Source organism: Kitasatospora sp. NPDC015120, from assembly GCF_043080305.1.
GTDB lineage: Bacteria > Actinomycetota > Actinomycetes > Streptomycetales > Streptomycetaceae > Kitasatospora.
Genome location: NZ_JBIBVJ010000004.1, coordinates 491,183 through 515,914 on the forward strand (window position 1 = coordinate 491,183; position 24,732 = coordinate 515,914).

The following is a 24,732-nucleotide window of genomic DNA, read 5'->3' on the forward strand; positions in this document are numbered from 1 at the left end:
CGCCAGCGTCCGGCCGTCCCACGCGGCCAGGCACCACCAGGGAGAGGGAACGTACGTGGAGTCACGCATCGGCAGGGCCGTCGGAGGTACGGCGCATGCCGAACCGGTCTCGGTGCCGGAGCTGCTCAACCGCACCCGCGCGCTCTGCACCCCGCCGCTGAGGGCCGCCGTCGCCCGTCTGGCGGCACCCATGGACACCGTCGCGGCCTACCACTTCGGCTGGATCGACCGGGACGGCACGCCGGCCGCCGGGGACGGCGGCAAGGCCGTCCGGCCGGCCCTGGCGCTGCTGTCGGCCCAGGCCGCCGGAGCGCCGGCGGAGGCGGGCGTGCCCGGCGGGGTCGCTGTTGAACTGGTGCACAACTTCTCCCTGCTCCATGATGATCTGATGGACGGTGACGAGACCCGGCGCCACCGGGCCACCGCCTGGACGGTCTTCGGCCCGGCCCAGGCGATCCTGGTCGGTGACGCGCTGGCGACGCTCGGTACGGAGGTGCTGCTCGACGCCGCCTCCACCGGCGGCGCGAGCGCCACCGACGCCGCACGGGCCGTGCGCCTGCTCACCACCGCCAGCCGCCGGCTGATCGACGGCCAGGCCATGGACGTCGCCTTCGAGCAGCGGGACACCGTCACCGTCGCCGAGTGCCTGGAGATGGAGGGCGGCAAGACCGCGGCCCTGCTCTCCGCCGCCTCCGCGCTGGGCGCCGTCCTGGCCGGCGCCGACGACCGGGCCTCCGACTCCCTCCAGCGCTTCGGCGAGCACCTCGGCCTGGCCTTCCAGGCCGTGGACGACCTGCTCGGCATCTGGGGCGCCACCGAGGTCACCGGCAAGCCGCACTGGGGCGACCTGCGCCAGCGCAAGAAGTCCCTGCCGGTCGCCGCCGCCCTCGCCGAGGGCGGCCAGGCCTCCCGCGAACTGGCCGAACAGCTCGCCGACCCCAAGGGACGCGGCGAGGAGAGCGAGACCGAACTGGCCGCGCGCGCCCTGCTGATCGAGAAGGCCGGCGGCCGCGCCTGGACCCAGGAGGAAGCCCGCCGCCAGCACACGACTGCCCTCGCCGCCCTGGACGAGGTGCCCATGGCCGACGTGGTGCGCCAGCACTTCGTCGCACTCGCCGAATTCGTGGTGGTACGAGAGAGGTGACGTTACGTTGACAGCAACCGCGGACGGCCGGCTCGACCCTGAGTACGATTCCGAGCCGGTCGCGGTGGGCGGCCTCCCCCCGGCGCTGCTGAGCGCCGGGCGGTGGCAGCCCGAAGGATCCGCCCCGGACGCCCCGGCCGGCCGGACCGAGCAACAGGACGGGGCCGCCTCCGCCGAGGAGGCGCTGAGCCGCGCCACCACGCACCTGCTCTCCCTGCAGAGCTCCGAGGGCTGGTGGAAGGGCGACCTCGAAACCAACGTCACCATGGACGCCGAGGACTTACTGCTCCGGCAGTTCCTCGGGATCCGCACCGAGGAACAGACCAAGGCCACCGCCGAGTGGATCCGCTCCCAGCAGCGCGAGGACGGCACCTGGTCCACCTTCCACGGCGGCCCGGCGGAGCTCTCCACCACCGTCGAGGCCTACGTCGCCCTGAAGCTCGCGGGCGACGACCCCAACGCCCCGCACATGCTGGCCGCCGCCCGCTGGATCCGCTCCGCCGGCGGCATCGCCGCCGCCCGGGTGTTCACCCGGATCTGGCTGGCGCTCTTCGGCTGGTGGCCCTGGGACCGGCTGCCGGAGATGCCGCCGGAGATCATGTTCCTGCCGAAGTGGCTCCCGCTGAACATCTACGCCTTCGGCTGCTGGGCCCGCCAGACCATCGTCCCGCTGACCATCGTCTCCGCGCACCGCCCGGTGCGTCCGGCCCCCTTCCCGCTCACCGAGCTGCACACCGACCCGGACGACCCGTACCCCACCCGGCCGCTCGCCCCGGTCACCAGCTGGGACGGCCTGTTCGAACGCCTCGACAAGGTCCTGCACGCCTACCACCGGCGCGCCCTGCGCCCACTGCGCCGCCTCGCGCTCTCCCAGGCCTGCCGCTGGATCGTCGAGCGCCAGGAGGCCGACGGCTGCTGGGGCGGGATCCAGCCGCCCGCCGTCTACTCCCTGATCGCCCTGCACCTGGAGGGCTACGAGCTCGACCACCCCGTGATGCGGGCCGGGCTCGCCTCCTTCGACCGCTTCACCGTGCACACCCCCGACGGCCGGCGCTGGCTGGAGGCCTGCCAGTCCCCGGTCTGGGACACCTGCCTGGCCACCATCGCCCTGGTCGACGCCGGGCTGCCGGCCGACCACCCGGCGCTGGTCTCCGCCGTCGACTGGATGCTCGGCGAGGAGATCACCAAACGCGGCGACTGGTCCGTCCAGCGCCCCTCGCTCGCCCCCGGAGGCTGGGCGTTCGAGTTCGAGAACGACACCTACCCGGACATCGACGACACCGCCGAGGTGGTGCTCGCGCTGCGCCGGGTGGCCCACCCGGACCCGGCCAAGGTGGCCGGCTCCGTCGACCGCGCCGTGCGGTGGAACCTCGGCATGCAGTCCAAGAACGGCGCCTGGGGCGCCTTCGACGTCGACAACACCAGCACCCTGCCGAACAAGCTGCCGTTCTGCGACTTCGGCGAGGTCGTCGACCCGCCGTCCGCGGACGTCACCGCGCACGTCGTGGAGATGCTCGCCGAGGTCGGCCGGGCGCACGACCCGCGCACCCGGCGCGGCGTCGAGTGGCTGCTGCGCAACCAGGAGGCGGACGGCTCCTGGTTCGGCCGCTGGGGCACCAACTACATCTACGGCACCGGCTCGGTGCTGCCCGCCCTGGTCGCGGCCGGCGTCCCGGCGGAGCACCCGGCGGTCCGCCGGGCCGTGCGCTGGCTGGAGGACCGGCAGAACGCCGACGGCGGCTGGGGCGAGGACATGCGCTCCTACGACGACCCGGCACGGTGGGCCGGGCGCGGCGACTCCACCGCCTCGCAGACCGCCTGGGCGCTGATGGCGCTGCTCGCGGCCGGCGAGGGCCCCGACGGCCGGGCCAACCCGGCGGTGGAGCGCGGCGTGGACTGGCTGGTGCGCACCCAGCTGCCCGAGGGCACCTGGGACGAACCCCAGTTCACCGGCACCGGGTTCCCGTGGGACTTCTCCATCAACTACCACCTCTACCGGCTGGTGTTCCCGGTCACCGCGCTCGGCCGCTACCTGCACGGCAGCCCCGCCACCGGACGCCCGGCCGGCGGCGCGGCGGCGATCGGGGCGTCCCGGTGAACGCTTCCCCGCTGCTGGTCCTCTGCGCGCTCGGCCCCGAGGTCTGGGCCCTGCGCGGAGGGGACTGGCGCGGCGGGTCGGGCGGCCCGCCCGTCGTGGTGCGCACCGGCGTCGGCCGGCGGCGGGCCTCACTCGCCGTCAGAAGGCTGCTCACCGCCGCCCCGGGCGGCTACGGCGCCGTCGTGGTGGCCGGCTTCGGCGCCGCCGTCGCGCCGGGAATAACACCCGGTGACGTGATCGTTGCCGACGGCGTGCGCGATGCCGAGGGCAACCACTTCGCCGTCGACTCCGGCCCGGCGCTCACCCGGGCCCTCACCGTGCGCGGCCTGACCGCGCACACCGGCGTGCACCACACCGCCGACCACGTGGTGCGCGGCCTGGAGCGGCGCGCCCTGCACCTCCAGGGCGCGCTCGCCGTCGACATGGAGGCCGCCGCCGTACTGGCGGCCCTGCACGAGCTGCGCCCGGGCCTGCCCGCGGCCGTCCTGCGGGTCGTGGTCGACACGCCCGAACGCGAGCTGCTGCGCCCGGGCACCCTGCCGGCCGGCGTCCGCGCCTGGCGGACGCTGCGCTCCACGGTGCCCGCCCTGGTCGACTGGCACCTGCGCAACGACCGGCCGCGCGGCCGCCCCGCGCCCGCCGCCCTGAACCACCCCACATCCTCGACGCTCCCCCAGGAGGCGAGCTAGCCATGGCCATGCCGCTGCGCCAGACCGTGCGGGTCGGCACCTACCTCATGCAGCAGAAGCTGAAGCGACGCGACAAATTCCCGCTGATCGTCGAACTGGAACCGCTCTTCGCCTGCAACCTGGCCTGCGAGGGGTGCGGCAAGATCCAGCACCCGGCGGGCGTGCTGAAGCAGCGGATGCCGGTCGCCCAGGCGGTCGGCGCGGTGCTGGAGTCGGGCGCCCCGATGGTCTCGATCGCCGGCGGCGAGCCGCTGATGCATCCGCAGATCGACGAGATCGTCCGGCAGCTGGTCGAGCGCCGCAAGTACGTGTTCCTCTGCACCAACGCGCTGCTGCTGCGCAAGAAGCTGGACAAGTTCAAGCCCTCGCCGTACTTCACCTTCACCGTGCACATCGACGGGCTGCGCGAGCGGCACGACGCCTCGGTGGCCAAGGAGGGCACCTTCGACGAGGCGGTGGAGGCGATCAAGGAGGCCAAGCGGCGCGGCTTCCGGGTGACCACCAACTCCACCTTCTTCAACACCGACACCCCGCAGACCATCATCGACGTGCTCGACTACCTCAACGACGACCTCAAGGTCGACGAGATGATGATCTCCCCGGCGTTCGCCTACGAGAAGGCACCCGACCAGGAGCACTTCCTCGGCGTCGACCAGACCCGCGAGCTGTTCCGCAAGACCTTCGCCGGCGGCAACCGGCGGCGCTGGCGGCTCAACCACAGCCCGCTCTTCCTGGACTTCCTGGAGGGCCGGGTCGACTTCGAGTGCACCGCCTGGGGCATCCCCAACTACTCGCTGTTCGGCTGGCAGCGGCCCTGCTACCTGATGGCCGACGGCTACGTGCCGACCTACCGCGAGCTGATCGAGAAGACCGACTGGGACAAGTACGGCCGCGGCAAGGACGCCCGCTGCGAGAACTGCATGGCGCACTGCGGCTACGAGCCGACCGCCGTCCTCGCCACCATGGGCTCCCTCAAGGAGTCCCTGCGGGCGATCACCGAGACCGTCGGCTCCAGCCGGAGCCGCTGACGCACCCGCCGGCGGGCGGCGCACCCCGCCGCCCGCCCCCGTCCGACCCCGGCCGCCGACCCGGGCCGGACCACCCCGCGCGGCGCGGCCACGGCGGGGCACCACCGCACCGCTCCGTCGTGAGGTGAAAGCCATGTCACTGCTCTCCAGCGTCAGATCCCCGGCGGACCTGCGGACCCTCCCGGCCGCCGAGCTGCCCCGGCTCGCCGACGAGATCCGCGACTTTCTGATCGACGCCGTCACCCGCACCGGCGGCCACCTCGGGCCCAACCTCGGCGTCGTCGAACTGACCATCGCCCTGCACCGGGTCTTCGACTCCCCGCGCGACCGGATCGTCTGGGACACCGGCCACCAGAGCTACGTCCACAAACTGCTCACCGGCCGCCAGGACTTCTCCCGGCTGCGCAGCAGGGGCGGCCTGTCGGGCTACCCGTCCCGCGCCGAGTCCGAGCACGACCTCGTCGAGAACTCGCACGCCTCCACCGCGCTCTCCTACGCCGACGGCCTGGCCAAGGCCAACCAGCTGCGCGGCAGCGACGACCAGGTGGTGGCCGTGATCGGCGACGGCGCCCTCACCGGCGGCCTCGCCTGGGAGGCGCTCAACAACATCGCCGCCGCCAAGGACCGGCCGCTGGTCATCGTCGTCAACGACAACGAGCGCTCCTACTCGCCCACCATCGGCGGCCTGGCCAACCACCTGGCCGCGCTGCGCACCACCCAGGGCTACGAGCGCTTCCTGTCCTGGGGCAAGGACGCGCTCCAGCGCACCCCCGTGGTCGGCCAGCCGATCTTCGGCGCGCTGCACGGCGCCAAGAAGGGCTTCAAGGACGCCTTCGCCCCGCAGGGCATGTTCGAGGACCTCGGCCTCAAGTACCTCGGCCCGATCGACGGCCACGACCTCACCGCCCTGGAGTCCGCGCTCACCAAGGCGCGCGGATTCGGCGGCCCGGTCATCGTGCACTGCCTCACCGTCAAGGGCCGCGGCTACCGGCCCGCCGAACAGGACGAGGCCGACCGCTTCCACGCCGTCAACCCGATCGACCCCTACACCTGCCTGCCGATCTCGCCCGCCGAGGGCGTCTCCTGGACCTCGGTGTTCGGCGAGGAACTGCTCGCCCTCGGCGCCGAGCGGCCGGACGTGGTGGCCATCACCGCGGCGATGCTCCAGCCGGTCGGCCTGGCCGGCTTCGCCAAGGCCCACCCCGGGCGGACCTTCGACGTCGGCATCGCCGAGCAGCACGCCGTCGCCAGCGCGGCCGGCCTGGCCACCGGCGGCCTGCACCCGGTGGTGGCGGTGTACGCGACCTTCCTCAACCGCGCCTTCGACCAGGTGCTGATGGACGTCGCCCTGCACAGGCTGGGCGTCACCTTCGTGCTCGACCGCTCCGGCGTCACCGGCAACGACGGCGCCTCGCACAACGGCATGTGGGACATGTCCATCCTCCAGGTCGTCCCCGGCCTGCGGCTCGCCGCCCCGCGCGACGCCGACCAGCTGCGCGCCCAGCTGCGCGAGGCCGTCGAGGTCGAGGACGCCCCGACCGTGGTCCGCTTCCCCAAGGGCACCGTCGGCCCGGCCGTGCCCGCCGTCGAGCGGATCGGCGGCGTGGACGTCCTGCTGCGCACCGGGGAGCTGCCGGAGATCCTGCTGGTCGCCGTCGGCAGCATGGCCGGCGCCGCGCTGGACGCGGCCCGGCTGCTGCTCGCCGAGGGGTTCACCGCGACCGTCGTCGACCCGCGCTGGGTCAAGCCGGTCGACCCCGCGTTGCCGGCCCTCGCCGCCGGACACCGGCTGGTGGTCACCGTCGAGGACAACGGCCGGGCCGGCGGCGTCGGGGCGGCCGTCGCCCAGGCGCTGCGGGACGCGGACGTGGACGTCCCGGTGCGGGTGCTGGGCCTGCCGCAGGAGTTCCTCGGGCACGCCGCGCGCGGCGAGATCCTGGAGGAGGCCGGGCTGACCGGCACCGGGGTCGCCGCCCAGACCGCCGCCTTCGCCAAGCACCTGCTCCCGGACCGGGGACGACCGGACCGGGGACTTCCGAACCGAGGAGCGAACCAGCACCATGCCGGCTGACCCCGACCGCACCGACCGCCTCGACCGCACCGGCCCCTCCGCGCCCGCCGACCGTGCCGACCTCCCCGACCGCGCCGACCGCGCCGGCCGGTCCGGCGGCGCGGGGCAGGCCGGGCCGCGCTTCGACCTGGCCGCCCTGCTCGCCGAGCGCGGGGGCGAGCGGTACGCGTTGCAGAGCCGCTACCTGAACCCGCAGCTCACCCGGATGCTGCACACGATCGGCTTCGACAAGTACTACGAACGAGCCCAGGGGCAGTACTTCTACGACGCCGAGGGCAACGAGTACCTCGACATGCTGGCCGGCTTCGGCATCTTCGCGCTCGGCCGCCACCACCCGGTGGTCCGCTCGGCCGTCCAGCAGGTGATGGACCTCGACCTGCCGGACCTGGTCCGCTTCGACTGCTCGCCGCTGCCCGGCCTGCTCGCCGAGCGCCTGCTCTCCCACGCGCCCGGGCTCGACCGGGTGTTCTTCGGCAACAGCGGCACCGAGGCGGTGGAGACGGCGCTGAAGTTCGCCCGGTACGCCACCGGCCGCAAGCGGATCCTCTACGCGGACCACGCCTTCCACGGGCTGACCACCGGCTCGCTCTCGGTGAACGGCGAGAGCGGGTTCCGCAAGGGCTTCGACCCGCTGCTGCCGGACACCGCGATCCCGCTCGGCGACCTCACCGCCCTGGCCAAGGAGCTCAAGCGCGGCGACGTCGCCGCGCTGATCGTCGAGCCGATCCAGGGCAAGGGCGTGCAGGCCGCCCCGCCCGGCTGGCTGCGCGCCGCCCAGGAGCTGCTGCACGACCACAAGGCGCTGCTGATCTGCGACGAGGTGCAGACCGGCATCGGACGCACCGGCGACTTCTTCGCCTACCAGCACGAGGACGGCGTGCTACCGGACCTGGTCTGCGCGGCCAAGGCGCTGTCCGGCGGCTACGTCCCCGTCGGGGCGACCCTCGGCAAGGGCTGGATCTTCGAGAAGGTGTACTCCTCGATGGACCGGGTGCTGGTGCACTCGGCCAGCTTCGGCTCCAACGCGCAGGCGATGGCGGCGGGCCTGGCGACCCTGGAGGTCATCCGGGACGAGCGGGTGGTGGAGAACGCCCGCAAGGTGGGCGACCACTTCCGCGAGCGGCTGACCGAGCTGGTCGACCGTTACGAGCTGCTCGCCGAGGTGCGCGGGCGCGGGCTGATGATCGGCATCGAGTTCGGCCGGCCGAAGTCGCTGAAGCTGCGGACCGGCTGGACCGCGCTCCAGGCGGCCCGCAAGGGGCTCTTCGCCCAGATGGTGGTCGTCCCCCTGCTCCAGCGCCACCGGATCCTCACCCAGGTGTCCGGCGACCACCTGGAGGTGATCAAGCTGATCCCGCCGCTGATCATCACCGAGCGGGACGTCGACCGCTTCATCACGGCCTTCACCGAGGTGATGGAGGACGCCCACCGGGGGAGCGGCCTGATGTGGGACTTCGGGCGGACGCTGGTGAAGCAGGCGGTCGGCAACCGCTGAGAGCCCGGCGCGCGGAGCGTGCGCGGGGTGGGAGGCCGGGCGCCGGCTTCCCACCCCGCGGGAGACACCGCGTCAGAGCTCGGTCCGGCGGCGCCGGACGACGATGACGAGATCGACGACGGCGAACAGGGTGAGGATCCCGCAGGCCACGGCGAAGCCGGTGAGGGTGCCGCGGCTCGGCGCGCCGAACGCGGGGGCGTTGGCGGCCCAGACCGCGAAGGCCGCGGTGGCCAGCGCGAACAGCGGGGTGAAGGTCAGCGAGAGCAGGTAGCGCAGCTTGAGGTCGCTGCGGGCGGTGGCGGGCTCGGAGCCGCTGCGCCACCGCCGCGGGGTGGTGGCGGGCATCCGCGGTCACCTCCCGGTTCCCCCGGCCCGTCGCGTCGGGCCGGTCCACGGTGCGGTCGGTCTACGATTCCAGCGTACGTCTGGGCGAGCCGGGGAGGGGCGATGACGGACACGGACGCGGAGGGCTACGCGGGGCTGCGGGTCGAACGGGCCGAGGAGCTGGCGCGCCGGCACGGCTGGGCCTCGGTACGGGTACTGCCCCAGGGGGCGGCGATGACCATGGACCACCGGGAGGGCCGGCTCAACCTCGCGGTGCGCGACGGGTTGGTGGTGCGCAGCTGGGAGGGATAGCTCCCCGGCGCCCGGCCGCCCGCTGCCCGGCCGCCTGCTGCCCGCCTGCCCGCCGCTCGGCCCGGCGCCGTCCGGCCGCCCGCCGCTCGGCCCGGCGCCGTCGTGCTCCCCGGTGCCGGGCGAGCCGGCGTTCGGCGGCGAGCACCAGGGGCTCCAGCAGCGGGAGCGAGAGCAGGACGAGCAGTCCGGCGGCCCAGCCGGCCAGCACGTCGGTGGCCCAGTGGGTGCCCAGGTAGACGGTGGTGAGGCCGACCGACCAGGCGGTGGCGCCCGCGAGCAGGGCGCCGGTGCGCCGCCAGCGCACCGCCAGGTAGGCCAGCACGCCCCAGGTGACCACGGCGTTCGCGGTGTGGCCGGACGGGAAGATGGTGCCGCCGGAGAAGAGCTCGGGCGAGCCGACGTACCGGGCGTAGTGCGGGCCGAGCCGGCCGGTGACGATCTTGACCCCGCCGACGGTGAGGTTGAGCAGCAGCAGGGCGGTGCCCATCACCAGCAGGGGCCGGATCCGGCCCAGCCGGCGGGCGCGCCAGCCGAGCCAGGTGAACGCCGCGAGCGCGGAGGGTCCGCGCTGGCCGGCCACCACCCAGTTGTCCAGCAGCGGTTGCAGGCCGGGCCAGTGCTCGTAGGGCCGGTACAGCCGTATCCTCCAGTCCAGGTCGACCAGTGAGGTGTCGAGCAGGACGGCCGCGGCGACCAGCAGGTAGCCGAGCGCGGCCAGCCCCAGCAGCGCGGCCTGGCGCCGGCCCAGCGGCGGCCGGGCGGGCCCGCCGGGGCCGGCGCGCGGGTGGTCGCGGCGGGTGGTCGGGTGCTCCGGCGGTTCACTCGGCGCTGGCACGGCGGTGACCCTACCCAGCAACGCAGCGTGATTCCCGGTTCCATTCGGAATTCCCCGGCAAAGCCGTTCTCCGATCGCCGAAGGTCCGTTTCAGGACGATCAATAGACGTTTTCGGATCGAATGTCCGTAAGGGGTTCGTGTGCTTTTCCCCAAGTTCGGGCAAAAAGAACGGGGCGGGAGACCGGCCGCGCCGGTTCCCACCCCGTGGTAACCCTGTGTAGGTCCGGTGCCTCAGTCGAGGGGGCCGCCCGCCACGTAGACCACCTGTCCGGAGACGAAGCCGGCGCCCTCGGAGGCGAAGAACGAGATGGCGTGGGCGACGTCCTCCGGCACCCCGACCCGCTGGACCGGGATCCGGGTGGCGGCGGCGGCCTTGAAGTCCTCGAAGTCCATGCCGACCCGGGCGGCGGTGGCGGCCGTCATGTCGGTGGCGATGAAGCCGGGGGCGACCGCGTTGGCGGTGATGCCGAACTTGCCGAGCTCGATGGCCAGGGTCTTGGTGAAGCCCTGCAGACCGGCCTTGGCGGCGGAGTAGTTGGCCTGGCCGCGGTTGCCCTGGGCGGACGAGGAGGACAGGTTGACGATGCGTCCGAAACCGGCGTCCACCATGTACTTCTGGACCGCCCGGGTCATCAGGAACGCGCCGCGCAGGTGCACGTTCATGACCGTGTCCCAATCCGATTCGGTCATCTTGAAGATCAGGTTGTCGCGCAGCACGCCCGCGTTGTTGACGAGGACCACCGGGGCGCCGAGCTCGCCGGCGATCCGCTCGACGGCGGCCTGGACCTGGCCGGCGTCCGAGACGTCGGCGCCGACGGCCAGCGCGCGGCCGCCGGCGGCGGTGATCCGCTCGACGGTCTCCCGGCCGGCCGACTCCTCCAGGTCGAGGACGGCCACGGCGTAGCCGTCGGCGGCCAGGCGCACGGCGGTGGCCGCGCCCAGTCCGCGCGCGGCGCCGGTGACGACGGCGACCCGGGGGGTGGTGGTCTGCTCGGTCATGCTCGGTCTCGTCTCTCTCGGAAACAATCGGGCGTTGTTGCAGGTCAGTTGCAGGTGGAGAGGTGTTGCAGCCCGCCGGTGCGGCCGCGGTCCGGGGCCGGTCGCGCTCCGGAGCCGGACCGCCGGCCGTCCGGACCCCGGCCGGGGAACCCAGGAAACTCCCAGGAAGCACTCGGGGGGAACCGGCAGCCGGGGGGCTGCTCCGGAGGTCACGTCCGTCCCGGTGGCCACACCCTACCGGCGGGTAGGGGGCTCGGCCAGGGTGAAGGCGCAGGTGACGGTGGGTAAGGACCGACCGGTCGGCTTTCTCCTGCGAACGGGTTACCGGCGGGTCGGCGCGGCGCGTAAATATGCCAATGTTGCCGAACCTGCGTCTACTATCCGCCCCTGCCTGCCAGCGAGGGCCCGCCGTTTGTATAGTGTCCGCCAGCAGCCACCGGCTGCACGGCTGGAGCGCCCTCCCGAACAGCGGGACGCCCACTCGCCGTTACTGCCCCACCCGGGTGTCCCACACACACCGGGTGTGACATCGGGACGGATACATGGTGCTGGGGGAGATCCCGACGACCCGCGTGTCCGCGCGACTGCAGCAGTCGCCCGGACACCTCATCCGCGTTGCACAGCAGGTCCACACCCGTCTGTGGTCCGAACACGTCGGAGCCGATCTCACGGCTCCGCAGTTCGCGGTCCTGCTGGTTCTCGCCCTCGAACCGGGCGCTGACCAGCGCACGGTCGGCGAGCGTGCCTCGCTCGACAAGGCCACGATGGCCGAGATGGTCGCCCGGCTGGTCCGGCGCGGCCTGGTGCTGCGGCGCCGAGACCCGGCCGACGGCCGGCGCAAGTTGCTCGCTCTCTCGCAGAGCGGCGCCCAGGCTGTCCGCGAGGCCACCGGCGGAGTGGTCCGCGTGCAGCGCACGCTCTTCGAGCCGCTCACTCCGGAGGAGCAGCTGGAGATCGTCCGGGTGATGGCCAAGATAGCCAGACTGGAGCCGGCCCAGGTCGCCGTCCTCACGGACGCGCGGCCGATGCTGGACGCCCAGCGGGCGATCGGCTACCTGATCCGGGTGAGCCAGCAGGTGCACACCAAGCTCTGGTCGGAGCACGTCGGTTCGGAGCTGACGGCGCCGCAGTACGCGGTGCTGGACGCCCTCGAACTGGAGCCGGGCGCCGACCAGCGCACGGTGGGCGAGCTGGCCTCGCTGGACAAGGCCACGATGGCCGAGATGGTCAGCCGGCTGGTCCGGCGCGGCCTGGTCCAGCGCCGGCGCGACCCCTCGGACGGACGGCGCAACCTGCTCTCGCTCTCACCGGCGGGACAGGACCTGTTGCACCGCTCGGCCGCGGGCGTCGCCCAGGTCCAGCAGCTGCTGCTGGCGCCGCTGGAGGAGGAGGAGCACGAGGCCGCGCTCGCGCTGATCGCCAAGGCGGCCCGGCTCTAGCCGGAACGTCGCGACCGTCAGCCAAAACGATTCATCAATGTGCCACCGGCTCCGCCCGGGCCGGTGGCGGCTCTCGCGGCCGGTGACGGCCGTCGCGGGGTCAACACGGTGAAGGCCGCCCTCCCCGCACGGGGAGGGCGGCCTTCACCGTTGACGTGCGGTCAGGCGGCCGGGGCCGCCGGTCCGGTCAGTTCCAGTCGAACTCCTGCGGGTCCGGGCCGATCCGGGTGCCGGTGGCGACACCGGCGATCGCGGCGAGGTCCTCGGCGTCCAGCTCGAAGCCGGTGACGTCCAGGTTCTCCTTGATCCGCGACGGGGTGACCGACTTCGGGATCGCGATGACGCCGTTCTGCAGGTGCCAGCGGAGCACCACCTGGGCGACGGTGCGGCCGTGCTTGGCGGCGATCCGGGCCAGCTCCGGCTCGGAGAGCAGCTCCTTGCCCTGGCCGAGCGGGCTCCACGCCTCGGTGGCGATGCCGTGCCGCGCGTGGAAGGCGCGCAGCTCCTCCTGCGGGAAGTACGGGTGCAGCTCGACCTGGTTGAGCGCCGGGAGGAGCGAGGACTCCTCGGCGATCCGGGCGAGCTGCTCGGTGCCGAAGTTGGAGACGCCGACCGAGCGCACCCGGCCGTCGGCCTTCAGCTGCTCCAGCGCCTTCCAGACGTTGAGGTAGCTGCCGTGCATCGGGCGCGGCCAGTGGATGAGGTAGAGGTCGAGGTAGTCCAGGCCGAGCCGGTCCAGCGAGGCGTCGAACTCGCGCAGCACCGCGTCACGGCCCTGCTCGCCGGACCAGTCGCGGGTGCCGGAGTTCCACAGCTTGGTGGTGATGTAGAGGTCCTCGCGGGCGACACCGCCGGCCAGGGCCTCGGCGATCGCCTTGCCGGTGCCGGACTCGTTCTCGTAGATCGCGGCGGTGTCGATCGAGCGGTAGCCGGCCTCGATCGCGGCACGGACGGCGGCGGTGGCCTCCGCGTCCGGCACCTGCCAGACCCCGAAGCCGAGCTGCGGGATCCGGGTGCCGTCGTTCAGCGTGACAGTGGGGATGGTGCTCACGGAAGGGGTGCCCTCTCCTGGTCGCGTGTCGTTCCGATGGGCAACCGGTGCGGTGGCCGGAAATGTTCCCCGTCCGGGAAAATTTTCTGACGCTTCCTACCGGCGCGCGCATAACACTACGACGTCGGCCGGGTGCCGGGAAAACCTGTTGCGCAGGTCACATCCGAGTTGGCACGCTCACTGCCATGACCTCCTGACGACCCACGGCCGTGACCCTACCGGCCGTCCTCCGCACCCTCCGCCCGCACCGCCCCGCAACGGAGCGTCATGCCGCTCAAAACCCTCCCCCTGGCCGATCCCGGCCTCCCCGACCTCTCCTCCCCGCTCGCCTTCCTGCGCTGGCTCCAACGCGGCCAGCGGCGCGGCCAGGTGCTCGCCACCTGCTGGTCGCTGCTGGAGATGGGCTCCCAGGCCGCCCTTCCGGTGCTGGTCGGCCTCGGCGTCCAGGCCGTCGTCGACGGCGACGCCGGCGCCCTGTGGCGGGCCGGCGGGCTCGCCCTCGCCCTGGTCGCGCTCTCCGCGCTCGCCACCGTGCTGCTGCACCGTCAGGCGGTCTGGAACTGGATCCACGCCGTCAGCCAGGTCCGCCAGCTGGTCGCCCGGCAGGCCTCCGACCTCGGCTCCGGGCTGTCCCGGCGGATCGCCACCGGCGAGATCGTCGCGGTCGGCAGCGGGGACGTCGAGAAGATCGGCTGGTACGTCGAACTCGTCGCCCGGGTGCGCGGGTCGGTCGCCGTCTGGCTGGCGGTCGGCGTCGCGGTGCTGGCCGTCGAACCGGTGCTCGGGCTGGCGGTCCTGCTCGGGGTGCCCGTGCTCGCCGCCGCGGTCTGGCCGCTGCTCGGACCGCTCGAACGCCGCTACACCGAGCAGCGCGCCCTCGGCGGCAGGGCCACCGAGCTCGCCGCCGACACGGTGGCCGGGCTGCGGGTGCTGCGCGGCATCGGCGGCGAGGAGCTCTTCCTCGACCGCTACCGGGCGGCGTCCCAGAAGGTCCGCGGCGCGGCCGTCCGCTCGGCCCGGATCTGGTCCCTGATGCACGCCCAGCAGGTGCTGCTGCCCGGGCTCTTCGTGGTCGGCGTCACCTGGTACGGCGCCCGCCTCGCGGCCGACGGGCGGCTCTCGGCCGGCACCCTGGTGGCGGTCTACGGCGCCACCGTGTTCCTCGCCGCGCCGCTGCGGGTCCTCGGCGAGGCGGCACACGCCTGGAGCGTGGCCCGGGTCTCCGCCGGGCGCGCCGTGCGGGTGCTCGCACTGGCCCGGACGGAGGGCACCGGGACCGGCTCGCTCGCCGACCCGGCGCGCTCCGACCTGTTCGACCCCGCAACCGGGCTGACCGCCCGGGCCGGTGAACTGACCGCCGTGGTCTGCGGCGACCCGGACTTCGCCGGCGCGCTCGCCGAACGGCTCGGCGGGCACGTCCCGGTGGACGACGACGCGCGCCCGGAGCCCTCCGTGCGGCTCGGCGGCACCGAGCTGGACGCCGTCCCGCGGGCCGAGGCGCGGGCCGCCGTGCTGGTGCACGACAAGGAACCGGTGCTGCTCTCCGGCACCCTGGCGGCGCTGTTCGACATCCCCGCCTCCGGCCGGGTCGACCCGTGGGAGGCGCTCGCCGCCGCCCGCGCGCAGGACGTCCTCGACGCCCTGGCGGACGGCTCGCGGCCGGCGGGCCCGCAGGGCGCCACGGAACCGGCACCGGCAGCGGCAGCCGACGCGCGGGACGTGATGGCGGCGGAGATCACCGAGCGGGGGCGGTCGCTGTCGGGCGGCCAGCGGCAGCGGCTGGCGCTGGCCCGTTCGCTGCTCGCCGACCCGCCGGTGCTCGTGCTGGACGAGCCGACCAGCGCGGTCGACGCGCACACCGAGTCCCGGATCGCCGCCGGGCTGCGGAAGAACCGCGAGGGGCGCACCACGGTGGTCTTCGCCACCAGCCCGCTGCTGCTCGACCGGGCGGACCGGGTGGTGCTGATCCGGGACGGCCGGGTGGCCGCGTGCGGCGTGCACCGTGAGCTGATGCGCGGTGAGCCGGCCTACCGCGCGGTGGTCACCCGCGCCGAGGAACCGGTACCGGCGGGGGACCGGGCGGCGCGGGCCGCCACCACCCGGACCGAGCCGAGGAGTGAGGCATGAAGCCCCCCGTCCACCACGAGCAGGGACCGGCCACCACCCTGCCGGTCGGCTCCCCGGCCGCCGTGCGCGGCTATCTGCGGGTCCTGGCCCGGCGTCACCGCGGGGCCTTCTCGGCGGTGGTCGGGCTGCACGCGGTGGCCACGGTGGCCGGCCTGGTCGGCCCCTGGGTGCTCGGCACGCTCGTCGAGTCGCTCGCCACCGGCACCACGGAGTCCGCCATCACGGTCGCCGTGGCGTGGTACCTGCTCGCGCTCGCGGTGCAGTCCGCCTTCACCTGGGGGTCGCGGCTGCGCGGCGCGGTGCTCGGCGAACGGGTGCTGGCCGACCTGCGGGAGGACTTCCTGGTCCGCTCGGTGGCGCTGCCGACCGGCGTCCTGGAGCGGGCCGGGACGGGGGACCTGGTCTCCCGGGGCACCACCGACATCGACCGGCTGGACAAGTCGGTGCGCGAGGCGGTGCCGGAGCTGGCCGTGGCGGTCGTCTCGCTGGTGCTGGTGTTCGGCGCGCTGGTGGTCACGTCGCCGCTGCTCGCCCTCACCTCGCTGATCGGCCTGCCGCTGCTGCTGGCCTCCTCCCGCTGGTACTTCCGGCGCGCCCCGCAGTCCTACCACAAGGAGTCGGCGGGGTACGCGGCGGCGAACTCCGTCCTGGCCGAGACGGTCGACGCCGGACGGACGGTCGAGGCGCTGCGGCTGGGCGGGCGGCGGCTGCGGCTGACCGACCGCAAGCTGGCGCAGTGGATCGCCTGGGAGCGGTACACCCTCTGGCTGCGCTCGCTCTGGTTCCCGACCATCGACGTGGCGTACACCCTGGCCGTGCTCGGTCCGCTGGTGCTCGGCGGGCTGCTCGCCCTGCGGGGCTCGGTCACCGTGGGTCAGCTGACCACCGGGGTGCTCTACGCCCAGGCCCTGGTGTCGCCGGTCGACCGGATCCTGCGCTGGTGCGACGAACTGCAGATCGGCGAGGCCTCGCTGGCCCGGCTGGTCGGGGTGCACGAGGTGCCGCGGGCGGAGGGCGAGGACGGGGTGCGCCCGAGCGGGCGGCGGGTCGAGGCGCGGGACGTGGGCTTCGGCTACCGGGAGGGCGCCGACGTGCTGCACGGCATCAGCCTGGACGTCGCGCCCGGCAGCCGGGTGGCGCTGGTCGGGCCGTCCGGGGCGGGTAAGTCCACCCTGGGCCGGCTGCTGGCCGGGATCTATGCGCCCGGTCGGGGCAGCGTGACCCTCGGCGGGGCGGCGCTGTCGCGGATGCCGGCCGAGCGGGTGCGTGCCGAGGTCGCGCTGGTCAATCAGGAACACCACGTCTTCGTCGGGACGCTGCGCGACAACCTGCGGCTGGCCGCGCCGGGCGCCGACGACGCCGAGCTGCGCCGGGCCCTGGACGCGGTGGACGCCGGGGGCTGGGTGGACGGGCTGCCGGCCGGGCTGGACACCGAGGTCGGCTCCGGCGGCACCGCCCTGACCCCGCCGCAGGCCCAGCAGCTGGCGCTGGCCCGGCTGGTGCTGGCCGATCCGCACACCCTCGTGCTGGACGAGGCCACCTCGTTGCTGGACCCGAGGGCCGCCCGGCACCTGGAGCGTTCGCTCGCCCGGGTGCTGGAGGGCCGGACGGTGATCGCCATCGCGCACCGGCTGCACACCGCCCACGACGCGGACGTGATCGCGGTGGTCGAGGGCGGGCGGATCAGCGAGTACGGCAGCCATCCCGAGCTGGTGGCGGCGGGCGGCCCGTACGCGGCGCTCTGGCGCTCCTGGCGGGACGAACCCTGAGGAACACCGACGCACACCGAGGAACACCGGTGATCACTGACGAACGCCGACGAGACCTGGCAGGGGCCGACGGACGGTGACGAAGGGTGAACCCGCGCGGGGCGAAATCGCCCCGTGTGGGACACCCCCGGCCGCGTATCCGGGCAAATGCCCTCATTCGGCCTCAGAATGTTCGGGTGACCAAGATTTCGGACTCCTCGGGTACCAGGCGCAGTGAGATCGGTGGGATTCCCACCCGCTACATCGGGATCGGCGTCATCGTCGTCCTCGCGGTCTGGTTCCTGTTCGCCAACCTCGACAAGGTGAAGATCCAGTTCTGGGTGTTCACCGTGACCGCTCCGCTCTGGATCGCCCTGCTCGCCACGCTGATCGCCGGCGTGGCGCTCGGCTGGCTGCTGAAGGGGCGGCGCGGGAAGTGACCGCCGCGGCCGAGCCACCCGCCGCACCCGGGACCGGCGGCTTCACGCCGCTGATCGAGTTACGCGGCGTCAACAAGCACTTCGGCGCCCTGCACGTGCTGCAGGACATCGAGCTGACCGTCGGCCGGGGCGAGGTCGTGGTGGTGATCGGCCCCTCCGGCTCCGGGAAGTCCACGCTCTGCCGGGCCATCAACCGGCTGGAACCGGTGGAGTCGGGCTCCATCCTGATCGACGGCCGGCCCCTGCCCGAGGAGGGCAAGGGGCTGGCCCGGCTGCGCGCCGAGGTCGGGATGGTGTTCCAGTCCTTCAACCTGTTCGCCCACAAGACGGTGCTGCAGAACGTCTCGCTGGCGCAGGTGAAGGTGCGCGGACGCTCCAGGGCGGAGGCGGACGCCAAGTCCCGGGCGCTGCTGGAGCGGGTCGGGCTGGCCGCGCAGGCGGACAAGTACCCGGCCCAGCTCTCCGGCGGCCAGCAGCAGCGCGTCGCGATCGCCCGGGCGCTGGCGATGGACCCCAAGGCGCTGCTCTTCGACGAGCCGACCTCGGCGCTCGACCCCGAGATGATCAACGAGGTGCTGGACGTGATGCGCCGGCTGGCGCACGAGGGCATGACGATGGTCGTCGTCACCCATGAGATGGGCTTCGCCCGGGCCTCCGCCAACCGGGTGGTCTTCATGGCCGACGGACGGATCGTCGAGGACCGCGCCCCGGAGGAGTTCTTCGGCGCCCCGGAGAGCGAACGGGCCCGGGACTTCCTCTCCAAGATCCTGAAGCACTGAGGCCCGGCCCGTGAAGAAGATCGTGCCCCTCGCGGCCGCGGCCCTGCTGCCGGCCCTCCTGCTCTCCGGCTGCGGCAAGCCCGGCACCCCGCCCCCCAAGGGGCCGCAGCCCAGCGCCCTGCCCACCTACCAGGTGGCCGCCGGCGCGCCGGTGAGCGGCTCGCCGACCCTGGACGCCGCCCGCGGCCGCGGGCACCTGGTGGTCGGTGCCAAGGAGGACCAGCCCTACCTGGGCCAGAAGAACCCGGCCACCGGGGAGTACTCCGGCTTCGACATCGAGATCGCCAAGATGCTCGCCGCCGACCTCGGCTTCGGCCCGGACCGGATCGAGTTCAGGACCATCGCCTCCGCCAACCGCGAGACCGCGCTGCAGAACGGCCAGGTCGACTACTACGTCGGCACCTACACCATCAACGACAACCGCAAGAAGCTGGTCGGCTTCGCCGGGCCGTACTTCCTGGCCGGGCAGTCGCTGCTGGTGCGCCGGAACAACAAGGACATCACCGGGCCGCAGGACCTGGACGGCAGGAAGGTCTGCTCGGCGGCCGGCTCCACCCCGTACCAGCGGATCCAGAAGCAGTACCCGAAGGCGCACCTGATCGGCTACGACACCTACTCGGCCTGCGTGGACAACCTGATCACCTCCCAGGTGGACACCGTCACCACGGACAACACCATCCTCATGGGCTACGCGGCCAAGGTGCCGGACGAGCTCAAGGTGGTCGGACAGCCGTTCTCCCAGGAGCCGTACGGGATCGGCACGCCGAAGAACGACACCGTGCTGCGCGGCGCGCTCAACGACGCGCTGGCGCACCACGAGCAGAACGGCGACTGGAAGAAGGCCTACGACGCGACCCTCGGCCTGTCCGGGGTGCCCGCGCCCGCCCCGCCGCCGATCGACCGGTACTGAGGAAGGGCCGGGCTGTGAAGACGCTGACCGACAACTGGTCGACCTACTGGGACGGCTTCCTCGGCACCCTCTCGCTGTTCGCGGTGAGCGCCGTGCTGGCGCTGGCGCTCGGGGTGCTGATGGCGAGCTTCCGGGTCTCGCCGGTGCGCCCGCTGCGCGCGTTCGGCACCACCTGGGTGACCCTGTTGCGCAACACCCCGCTGACCCTGCTGTTCTTCATCGTGGTGCTGGGCCTGCCGCGGTTCGACATCACCCTGCCGTTCTTCACCTTCGCGGTGCTCGCGCTCGGCTGCTACACCTCCGCGTTCGTCTGCGAGGCCATGCGCTCGGGCGTCAACACCGTGCCGGTCGGGCAGGGCGAGGCGGCGCGCAGCCTGGGCATGACCTTCGGCCAGACGATGGGGCTGGTGGTGCTGCCGCAGGCGTACCGCTCGGTGGTGGCCCCGCTCGGCAGTGTGATGATCGCCCTGGCGAAGAACACGGCGATCGCCGGCTCGTTCAGCGTCACCGAACTGCTCGGCACCTACCGGACCATCAACGAGCTGGGCTACAGCATCGTGTGGACCTTCGTCTGGATCGCCGTGGGCTACCTGATCATCACCCTGGCCGTCAGCGCCGTGTTCAACCTCCTGGAACGACGACTGGCGGTGTCACGATGACGGCGGAATCCTCGGCGCTCTACGACGTCCCCGGCCCGAAGGCGCTCGCCCGGCACCGGCTGTACGGCGGGATCGCGCTGCTGGCGATCGCCGCGCTGCTCGGCTGGATCGTCTACATGCTCTTCCACACCCACCAGTTCACCGCGGCCAAGTGGACCGCCTTCCAGTACCAGGGCGTCCAGGACCTGCTGCTGAGCGGGCTCGCCAACACCCTCAAGGCCTTCGGCTGGACGGTGCTCCTCGCCCTGCCGTTCGGCGCGCTGCTCGCGGTGGGGCGGCTGTCCGACCACCGGGTGGTGCGCTGGGCGTCCACCCTCGTGGTGGAGTTCTTCCGGGCCATGCCCGTGCTGGTGATGATCTTCTTCATCTTCGTCGCCCTCAAGGCCGCCCCGCTCTGGGCACTGGTGGCCGGGCTGGTGCTCTACAACGGCTCGGTGCTCGCCGAGGTCTTCCGGGCCGGGGTGCTGGCGGTGCCCAAGGGCCAGTGGGAGGCCGCCTGCGCGCTCGGCATGCGCAAGTCCCAGGTGATGGCGTGCGTGCTGGTGCCGCAGGCCGCGCGGGCGATGCTGCCGGCGATCATCAGCCAGCTGGTGGTGGCGCTCAAGGACACCTCGCTGGGCTTCCTGATCACCTACGAGGAGTTCCTGCACGCCGGCAAGCTGATCGCCACCAACCTCGACTACGACCTGCCGTTCATCCCGGTGGTCATGGTGATCGCGCCGGTCTACATCGGCATGTGCCTGCTGCTCTCCTGGTTCGCCCACTGGGTCGAGCGGCGCAGCCGGCGCAGCCCGAGCACGCGCGGCGGCGCCCCGGTGGCGCCGGCCGAGGTGTCGATGGGCGTCCCGCCGTCCGCCCGGACGTGACCGCACGGGGCCCACGGGGACGGCCGGTTCAGCGGTGAACCATAGGTGCAGCCGGGGTCTGGCTCGGTACCTCCAAACTCTGCTTATGATTTCCGGGCGTGCACGACGAACCGGCGTGCACGGGGAACGGCGTGCACGACCCGCGGGGCACCACCCATGGGGCACGACGGACAGCGACACGACGGCCGGGCGGAGGGACAGTGGAGCCGGTGTTCGACTCACGGCACATCAGGACCTTCCACGAGGTCGTGCGGGCCGGCTCCTACTCGGCGGCCGCCCGCGAACTCGGCTACACCCAGCCCGCCATCACCCAGCAGATGAAGGCCCTGGAACGCACCGTCGGCCTGCCGCTGTTCACCCGGGCCGGGCGCGGGCTGCGGCTCACCGAGGCCGGCGAGGCCCTCGCCCGGCACGCCGAGCAGATCCTCGGCAGCCTCTCCGCCGCCCAGCAGCACCTGGCCGCGCTCGGCCGGCTGCGCGCCGGACGCGTCCGGGTCTGCGCCTTCCCCAGCGCCAACGCCACCCTGATACCGGAGACCATGGCCAGGCTGCTCGCCGAGCACCCCGGGGTGCGGGTCGAACTCCTGGAGGCCGAACCGCCGGACTCGGTGCAGCGGCTGCTGCGCGGGGAGTGCGACATCGCGCTCGCCTTCCGCTACCCGGGAGCGCCCGCCGCGGTGCCGGAGGGGCTGGACGAGATCCCGCTGATGGAGGACCTGCTGACCGTGCTGCTGCCGGTCGGCCACCCCCTCGGGCGCCGGCACGCCGTCCGGCTGGCCGACCTCGACGGCGAGCGCTGGATCGCCGGCTGCCCGCGCTGCCGGGCCAACCTGCTGCAGGTCTGCGCCGAAGAGGGCTTCGCCCCGGACATCGTGTTCTCCACCGACGACAACCTCGCCGTGCAGAGCCTGGTGGCCGCCGGGGTCGGGATCGCGCTGATGCCCGCCCTGGTGCTCTCCTTCATGTGCCACCGCAAGGTCACCGGCCGGGCCGTCGAACCGCACCTGCGGCGCGAGGTCAGCGCGTACGTGCTCCGCGAGCACCGGCGGATTCCGGCGACCGCGCTCGTCCTGGACCACCTGCGGCAGGCCGCCGCGGCGCGGGTGGGCTGCTGAGCGCCGCTCATCGATAAGCGGTGATGGGGGAAGAGCGAAAGAACCCTCCTTGGACGTGATGGGTCGGCGGCGGCGAACCTGCTCCCATGACGACGTCTGCCACGGTCGGCGGCGGCCGGCTCACCGAGTGCATGACCGCCCTCGTCGGCGAGATCCGCGCGGTCGTGGACCGCGGCCTGCCCCCCGAACTCACCGCCTACCTGGTCGGCGAACGGCTCGCCCCGCACCTCGGCGACGGCGAACTGCTCACCGCCGACCAGCGCGAGGGCGACCCCGAGCGCTACCGCCAGCACGTCCTGCACGCCGAGAGCGACGGCTCCTTCTCCGTCGTCGCCCTGGTCTGGCTGCCCGGCCAGCGGACCCCGGTCCACGACCACGTCTCCTGGTGCGTGGCCGGCGTCCACCAGGGACAGGAGAGCGAGACCCGCTACCGGCTGGTCTCCGACGGCCGCACCGCCCACCTCGTCGAGACCGAGCACGTGGTCGGCCCGGCCGGCACCGTCTCCGCCTTCGCCCCGCCCGGCGACATCCACCTGGTGCGCAACGCCTGCGCCACCACCGCCATCTCCATCCACGTGTACGGCGCCGACGTCGCCCGGCTCGGCACCAGCATCCGGCGGGTCTACCGGCTGCCCGCCGCCGAACAGCGGTGAACCCCCGATGGCACTGACCCTCCGGGAGCGCGCGGTCCGGCCGGCGCGCACCCGCACCCTGCCCCCGCTCGGCGGTAACGCCCCCGGCCTGCTGCTCGCCGCGCTCGGCGTCGCCGCCGCGCTCGCCGTCCACCGCGCCGTCCCGGCCGTGCCCGGGCTCACCGCCGCCGTGGTGCTCGGCGTCGCCGCCGCCCACCTGCCCGGCCTGCGGCCGCTGGTGCGCGGCGCCGCCCGGCCCGGGCTCTCCACCGCCGGCAAACGGCTGATGCGCCTGGGCATCGTGCTGCTCGGCCTCAAACTCAGCCTCGACGACGTGCTCGGCCTCGGCTGGGCGACCGTCGCGATGGTGCTCGCCGTGGTCGCCGCCACCTTCACCGGCACCCTCTGGCTCGGGCGCCGGCTCGGCCTGCCCGGCGACCAGCCGCTGCTGGTCGCCACCGGCTACTCGATCTGCGGCGCCTCCGCGATCGGCGCGGTCAGCCAGGCCGCCGGCAGCGAGGAGGAGGACGTCGCCGCCTCGGTCGCCCTGGTCACCCTCTGCGGCACCCTGGCCATCGGCGTGCTGCCGCTGCTCCAGCACCCGCTCGGCCTGGACCCGGACGGCTTCGGCCGGTGGGTCGGCGCCAGTGTGCACGACGTCGGCCAGGTGGTCGCCACCGCGCAGAGCGGCGGGGCGGGCGCACTGCGCGAAGCGGTGCTGGTCAAGCTGATGCGGGTGGTCCTGCTCGCACCGCTGGTCGCCGGGGTCGCGGTGGCCGCACGGCGCTCGCACCGGCGCGCCGGCACCACGCCGACGGCCGGCCGCCGGCCGCCGCTGGTGCCGCTGTTCGTCGCCGGCTTCCTGGCCATGATCGTGCTGCGCACCACCGGGGTCCTGCCCGAGCGGGCCCTCGTGCTCGCCGGGGACGCCCAGGAACTGCTGCTCGCGGCCGCGCTGTTCGGGCTCGGCAGCGCCGTCCACCTGCCGACCCTGGTGCGCACCGGCGGCCGGATCGCGCTGCTCGGGCTCGGCTCCTGGGTGATGGTCGCCGGGGTCTCCTACGCCGGGGTGCTGGCCACCCGGTAAACGGCGGGCGGCCGGGCAGGGGCTGGACTATTGTCGGGCGGGTGGTCCGGCCGGCCGGACCACCCCTGCACCCGTGTTCCCGAGCACCGCGGAGGAAGCCACCGCATGTCGACCGCACTGCCCGCCCGGGACGGCTCCGCGGCCGTCGTCATGCTCGACCGCCGCGAGGGCCCCTACGGGGAGGTGGCGCTGCGGCGGCGGGGTGCCACCTACGAGATCATCGCCAACGGCTGCTTCCTGATGGACACCGCCGACGGCCGCTCGGAGCGGCTGCTGGTCGGGGCGGCGCTGGACGCACTGGAGCGGACCGCCGCGCCCGCGGGGCCCTCCGTGCTGATCGGCGGGCTCGGCGTCGGCTTCTCGCTCGCCCACGCGGCGGCCGAGCCGCGCTGGGGGCGGATCGCCGTGGTGGAGCGCGAGGGCGCGATCATCGAGTGGCACCGCGACGGCCCGCTGGCGGCCTTCTCGGGCGGCGCGCTGGACGATCCGCGGGTGGAGGTGCTGCACACCGATCTGCTGGAGTACCTGGCCGGCGCCGACGGCGCCCGCTACCACGCGCTCTGCCTGGACATCGACAACGGGCCGGACTGGACGGTCACCGACGCCAACGCCGGGCTGTACGGCCCGGACGGGCTGGAGCGGCTGCGGCGTCGTCTTGAGCCGGGCGGGGTGCTGGCGGTGTGGAGCGCCCGGCCGTCCGGGGCCTTCGAGGAGGCGCTGCGGGCGGCCGGCTTCACGGACGTGACGACGCGGGAGGTCGCGGTGGCCCGCGGGGTGCCGGACGTCGTGCACCTGGCCCGCCGCGCGCGGTGAGCGCGTGACGGGCCAGGTGGCGGAGCAGCGGGGCCGTTTCCGGGCGGTTGCCCCGGGGCGGTTGCTCCGG

Annotated in this window: 23 protein-coding genes; 19 read left to right on the plus strand and 4 right to left on the minus strand. The window is 73.6% G+C overall.

Going from position 1 to position 24,732, the window contains the following annotated elements; all coding sequences use genetic code 11:
* The first annotated feature begins 55 nt into the window (after positions 1 to 55).
* The 6 genes from ACF1AK_RS13875 to ACF1AK_RS13900 all read left to right on the plus strand — a co-directional run bounded on the left by ACF1AK_RS13875 (position 56) and on the right by ACF1AK_RS13900 (position 8,525).
* On the plus strand, positions 56 to 1,144 hold the full coding sequence (locus ACF1AK_RS13875; RefSeq protein WP_391499004.1) for a polyprenyl synthetase family protein: 1,089 nt from the start codon (positions 56 to 58) through the stop codon (positions 1,142 to 1,144).
* Between the two features lie 7 nt (positions 1,145 to 1,151).
* Complete coding sequence (gene shc / locus ACF1AK_RS13880; RefSeq protein WP_391499005.1) at positions 1,152 to 3,242, plus strand: squalene--hopene cyclase; 2,091 nt, start codon at positions 1,152 to 1,154, stop codon at positions 3,240 to 3,242.
* Positions 3,239 to 3,931 carry a 1-hydroxy-2-methyl-2-butenyl 4-diphosphate reductase gene (locus tag ACF1AK_RS13885; RefSeq protein WP_391499006.1) on the plus strand — a complete coding sequence of 231 codons (693 nt, stop codon included), beginning with the start codon at positions 3,239 to 3,241 and terminating at the stop codon, positions 3,929 to 3,931. Before shc ends, ACF1AK_RS13885 begins: the two co-directional genes overlap by 4 nt.
* Positions 3,932 to 3,933: 2 nt before the next feature.
* On the plus strand, positions 3,934 to 4,959 hold the full coding sequence (hpnH, locus tag ACF1AK_RS13890) for an adenosyl-hopene transferase HpnH (protein WP_391499007.1): 1,026 nt from the start codon (positions 3,934 to 3,936) through the stop codon (positions 4,957 to 4,959).
* Between the two features lie 133 nt (positions 4,960 to 5,092).
* Positions 5,093 to 7,030, plus strand: coding sequence for a 1-deoxy-D-xylulose-5-phosphate synthase (gene dxs / locus ACF1AK_RS13895; RefSeq protein WP_391499008.1), 1,938 nt, complete (start codon positions 5,093 to 5,095; stop codon positions 7,028 to 7,030).
* Entirely contained in the window at positions 7,020 to 8,525 is a 1,506-nt protein-coding gene (locus tag ACF1AK_RS13900) for an aspartate aminotransferase family protein (protein ID WP_391499009.1), read from the plus strand. The genes dxs and ACF1AK_RS13900 overlap by 11 nt, the downstream gene beginning before the upstream one ends.
* Before the next feature lie 72 nt (positions 8,526 to 8,597).
* On the opposite strand, the gene ACF1AK_RS13905 is transcribed toward ACF1AK_RS13900, so the two are convergent.
* On the minus strand, positions 8,598 to 8,870 hold the full coding sequence (locus ACF1AK_RS13905) for a DUF6343 family protein (protein WP_391499010.1): 273 nt from the start codon (positions 8,868 to 8,870) through the stop codon (positions 8,598 to 8,600).
* Positions 8,871 to 8,972: 102 nt separating this feature from the next.
* On the opposite strand from ACF1AK_RS13905, the gene ACF1AK_RS13910 reads away from it, so the two are divergent.
* Positions 8,973 to 9,161: an I78 family peptidase inhibitor gene (locus tag ACF1AK_RS13910; protein ID WP_093859462.1), complete on the plus strand. Its 189-nt coding sequence runs from the start codon at positions 8,973 to 8,975 to the stop codon at positions 9,159 to 9,161.
* Here the strand turns inward: ACF1AK_RS13910 and ACF1AK_RS13915 are convergent.
* Together ACF1AK_RS13915 and fabG are read right to left on the minus strand one after the other, a co-directional pair.
* On the minus strand, positions 9,112 to 9,996 hold the full coding sequence (locus tag ACF1AK_RS13915) for a phosphatase PAP2 family protein (protein WP_391499011.1): 885 nt from the start codon (positions 9,994 to 9,996) through the stop codon (positions 9,112 to 9,114). The genes ACF1AK_RS13910 and ACF1AK_RS13915 overlap by 50 nt on opposite strands.
* Positions 9,997 to 10,228: 232 nt before the next feature.
* Positions 10,229 to 10,996, minus strand: a complete 768-nt coding sequence (fabG, locus tag ACF1AK_RS13920; RefSeq protein ID WP_391499012.1) for a 3-oxoacyl-ACP reductase FabG — start codon at positions 10,994 to 10,996, stop codon at positions 10,229 to 10,231.
* 572 nt (positions 10,997 to 11,568) lie between these two features.
* Here fabG and ACF1AK_RS13925 point away from each other — a divergent pair.
* Positions 11,569 to 12,435: a MarR family transcriptional regulator gene (locus tag ACF1AK_RS13925; protein WP_350756300.1), complete on the plus strand. Its 867-nt coding sequence runs from the start codon at positions 11,569 to 11,571 to the stop codon at positions 12,433 to 12,435.
* A 187-nt stretch (positions 12,436 to 12,622) separates the two neighbouring features.
* Here the strand turns inward: ACF1AK_RS13925 and ACF1AK_RS13930 are convergent, their stop codons facing one another.
* Positions 12,623 to 13,486 (minus strand): aldo/keto reductase, encoded by an 864-nt coding sequence (locus ACF1AK_RS13930; RefSeq protein ID WP_391499013.1) that lies wholly within the window; start codon positions 13,484 to 13,486, stop codon positions 12,623 to 12,625.
* A 267-nt stretch (positions 13,487 to 13,753) separates the two neighbouring features.
* Between ACF1AK_RS13930 and ACF1AK_RS13935 the strand changes: the two genes are divergently transcribed.
* From ACF1AK_RS13935 to ACF1AK_RS13985, 11 genes are all read left to right on the plus strand, one after another.
* Complete coding sequence (locus ACF1AK_RS13935; protein ID WP_391499014.1) at positions 13,754 to 15,613, plus strand: ABC transporter transmembrane domain-containing protein; 1,860 nt, start codon at positions 13,754 to 13,756, stop codon at positions 15,611 to 15,613.
* Positions 15,610 to 17,382 (plus strand): ABC transporter ATP-binding protein, encoded by a 1,773-nt coding sequence (locus ACF1AK_RS13940; protein ID WP_391499015.1) that lies wholly within the window; start codon positions 15,610 to 15,612, stop codon positions 17,380 to 17,382. Before ACF1AK_RS13935 ends, ACF1AK_RS13940 begins: the two co-directional genes overlap by 4 nt.
* A gap of 176 nt (positions 17,383 to 17,558) precedes the next feature.
* A complete protein-coding gene (locus ACF1AK_RS13945) occupies positions 17,559 to 17,801 on the plus strand; it encodes a lipopolysaccharide assembly protein LapA domain-containing protein (RefSeq protein ID WP_380297205.1) in 243 nt (80 codons plus the stop codon).
* Between the two features lie 50 nt (positions 17,802 to 17,851).
* A complete protein-coding gene (locus tag ACF1AK_RS13950) occupies positions 17,852 to 18,580 on the plus strand; it encodes an amino acid ABC transporter ATP-binding protein (protein WP_380297217.1) in 729 nt (242 codons plus the stop codon).
* Between the two features lie 10 nt (positions 18,581 to 18,590).
* On the plus strand, positions 18,591 to 19,490 hold the full coding sequence (locus tag ACF1AK_RS13955; RefSeq protein WP_391499016.1) for a glutamate ABC transporter substrate-binding protein: 900 nt from the start codon (positions 18,591 to 18,593) through the stop codon (positions 19,488 to 19,490).
* Positions 19,491 to 19,504: 14 nt separating this feature from the next.
* Complete coding sequence (locus ACF1AK_RS13960) at positions 19,505 to 20,149, plus strand: amino acid ABC transporter permease (RefSeq protein ID WP_391499017.1); 645 nt, start codon at positions 19,505 to 19,507, stop codon at positions 20,147 to 20,149.
* Positions 20,146 to 21,015 carry an amino acid ABC transporter permease gene (locus ACF1AK_RS13965; protein WP_391499018.1) on the plus strand — a complete coding sequence of 290 codons (870 nt, stop codon included), beginning with the start codon at positions 20,146 to 20,148 and terminating at the stop codon, positions 21,013 to 21,015. Before ACF1AK_RS13960 ends, ACF1AK_RS13965 begins: the two co-directional genes overlap by 4 nt.
* Before the next feature lie 209 nt (positions 21,016 to 21,224).
* Complete coding sequence (locus ACF1AK_RS13970) at positions 21,225 to 22,130, plus strand: LysR family transcriptional regulator (RefSeq protein WP_391499019.1); 906 nt, start codon at positions 21,225 to 21,227, stop codon at positions 22,128 to 22,130.
* A gap of 86 nt (positions 22,131 to 22,216) precedes the next feature.
* On the plus strand, positions 22,217 to 22,783 hold the full coding sequence (locus ACF1AK_RS13975) for a cysteine dioxygenase (protein ID WP_391499020.1): 567 nt from the start codon (positions 22,217 to 22,219) through the stop codon (positions 22,781 to 22,783).
* A 7-nt stretch (positions 22,784 to 22,790) separates the two neighbouring features.
* On the plus strand, positions 22,791 to 23,849 hold the full coding sequence (locus ACF1AK_RS13980; protein ID WP_391499021.1) for a YeiH family protein: 1,059 nt from the start codon (positions 22,791 to 22,793) through the stop codon (positions 23,847 to 23,849).
* Between the two features lie 105 nt (positions 23,850 to 23,954).
* Entirely contained in the window at positions 23,955 to 24,662 is a 708-nt protein-coding gene (locus ACF1AK_RS13985; RefSeq protein ID WP_391499022.1) for a spermidine synthase, read from the plus strand.
* Positions 24,663 to 24,732: the final 70 nt, after the last annotated feature.

Coding starts and splice junctions, on each gene's coding strand:
- hpnH (WP_391499007.1), top strand. CDS start 3,934: ATGGCCATGCCGCTGCGCCAGACCGTGCGGGTCGGCACCTACCTCATG.
- dxs (WP_391499008.1), top strand. CDS start 5,093: ATGTCACTGCTCTCCAGCGTCAGATCCCCGGCGGACCTGCGGACCCTC.
- ACF1AK_RS13900 (WP_391499009.1), top strand. CDS start 7,020: ATGCCGGCTGACCCCGACCGCACCGACCGCCTCGACCGCACCGGCCCC.
- ACF1AK_RS13905 (WP_391499010.1), bottom strand. CDS start 8,870: ATGCCCGCCACCACCCCGCGGCGGTGGCGCAGCGGCTCCGAGCCCGCC.
- ACF1AK_RS13910 (WP_093859462.1), top strand. CDS start 8,973: ATGACGGACACGGACGCGGAGGGCTACGCGGGGCTGCGGGTCGAACGG.
- fabG (WP_391499012.1), bottom strand. CDS start 10,996: ATGACCGAGCAGACCACCACCCCCCGGGTCGCCGTCGTCACCGGCGCC.
- ACF1AK_RS13935 (WP_391499014.1), top strand. CDS start 13,754: ATGCCGCTCAAAACCCTCCCCCTGGCCGATCCCGGCCTCCCCGACCTC.
- ACF1AK_RS13940 (WP_391499015.1), top strand. CDS start 15,610: ATGAAGCCCCCCGTCCACCACGAGCAGGGACCGGCCACCACCCTGCCG.
- ACF1AK_RS13965 (WP_391499018.1), top strand. CDS start 20,146: ATGACGGCGGAATCCTCGGCGCTCTACGACGTCCCCGGCCCGAAGGCG.
- ACF1AK_RS13975 (WP_391499020.1), top strand. CDS start 22,217: ATGACGACGTCTGCCACGGTCGGCGGCGGCCGGCTCACCGAGTGCATG.
- ACF1AK_RS13980 (WP_391499021.1), top strand. CDS start 22,791: ATGGCACTGACCCTCCGGGAGCGCGCGGTCCGGCCGGCGCGCACCCGC.
- ACF1AK_RS13985 (WP_391499022.1), top strand. CDS start 23,955: ATGTCGACCGCACTGCCCGCCCGGGACGGCTCCGCGGCCGTCGTCATG.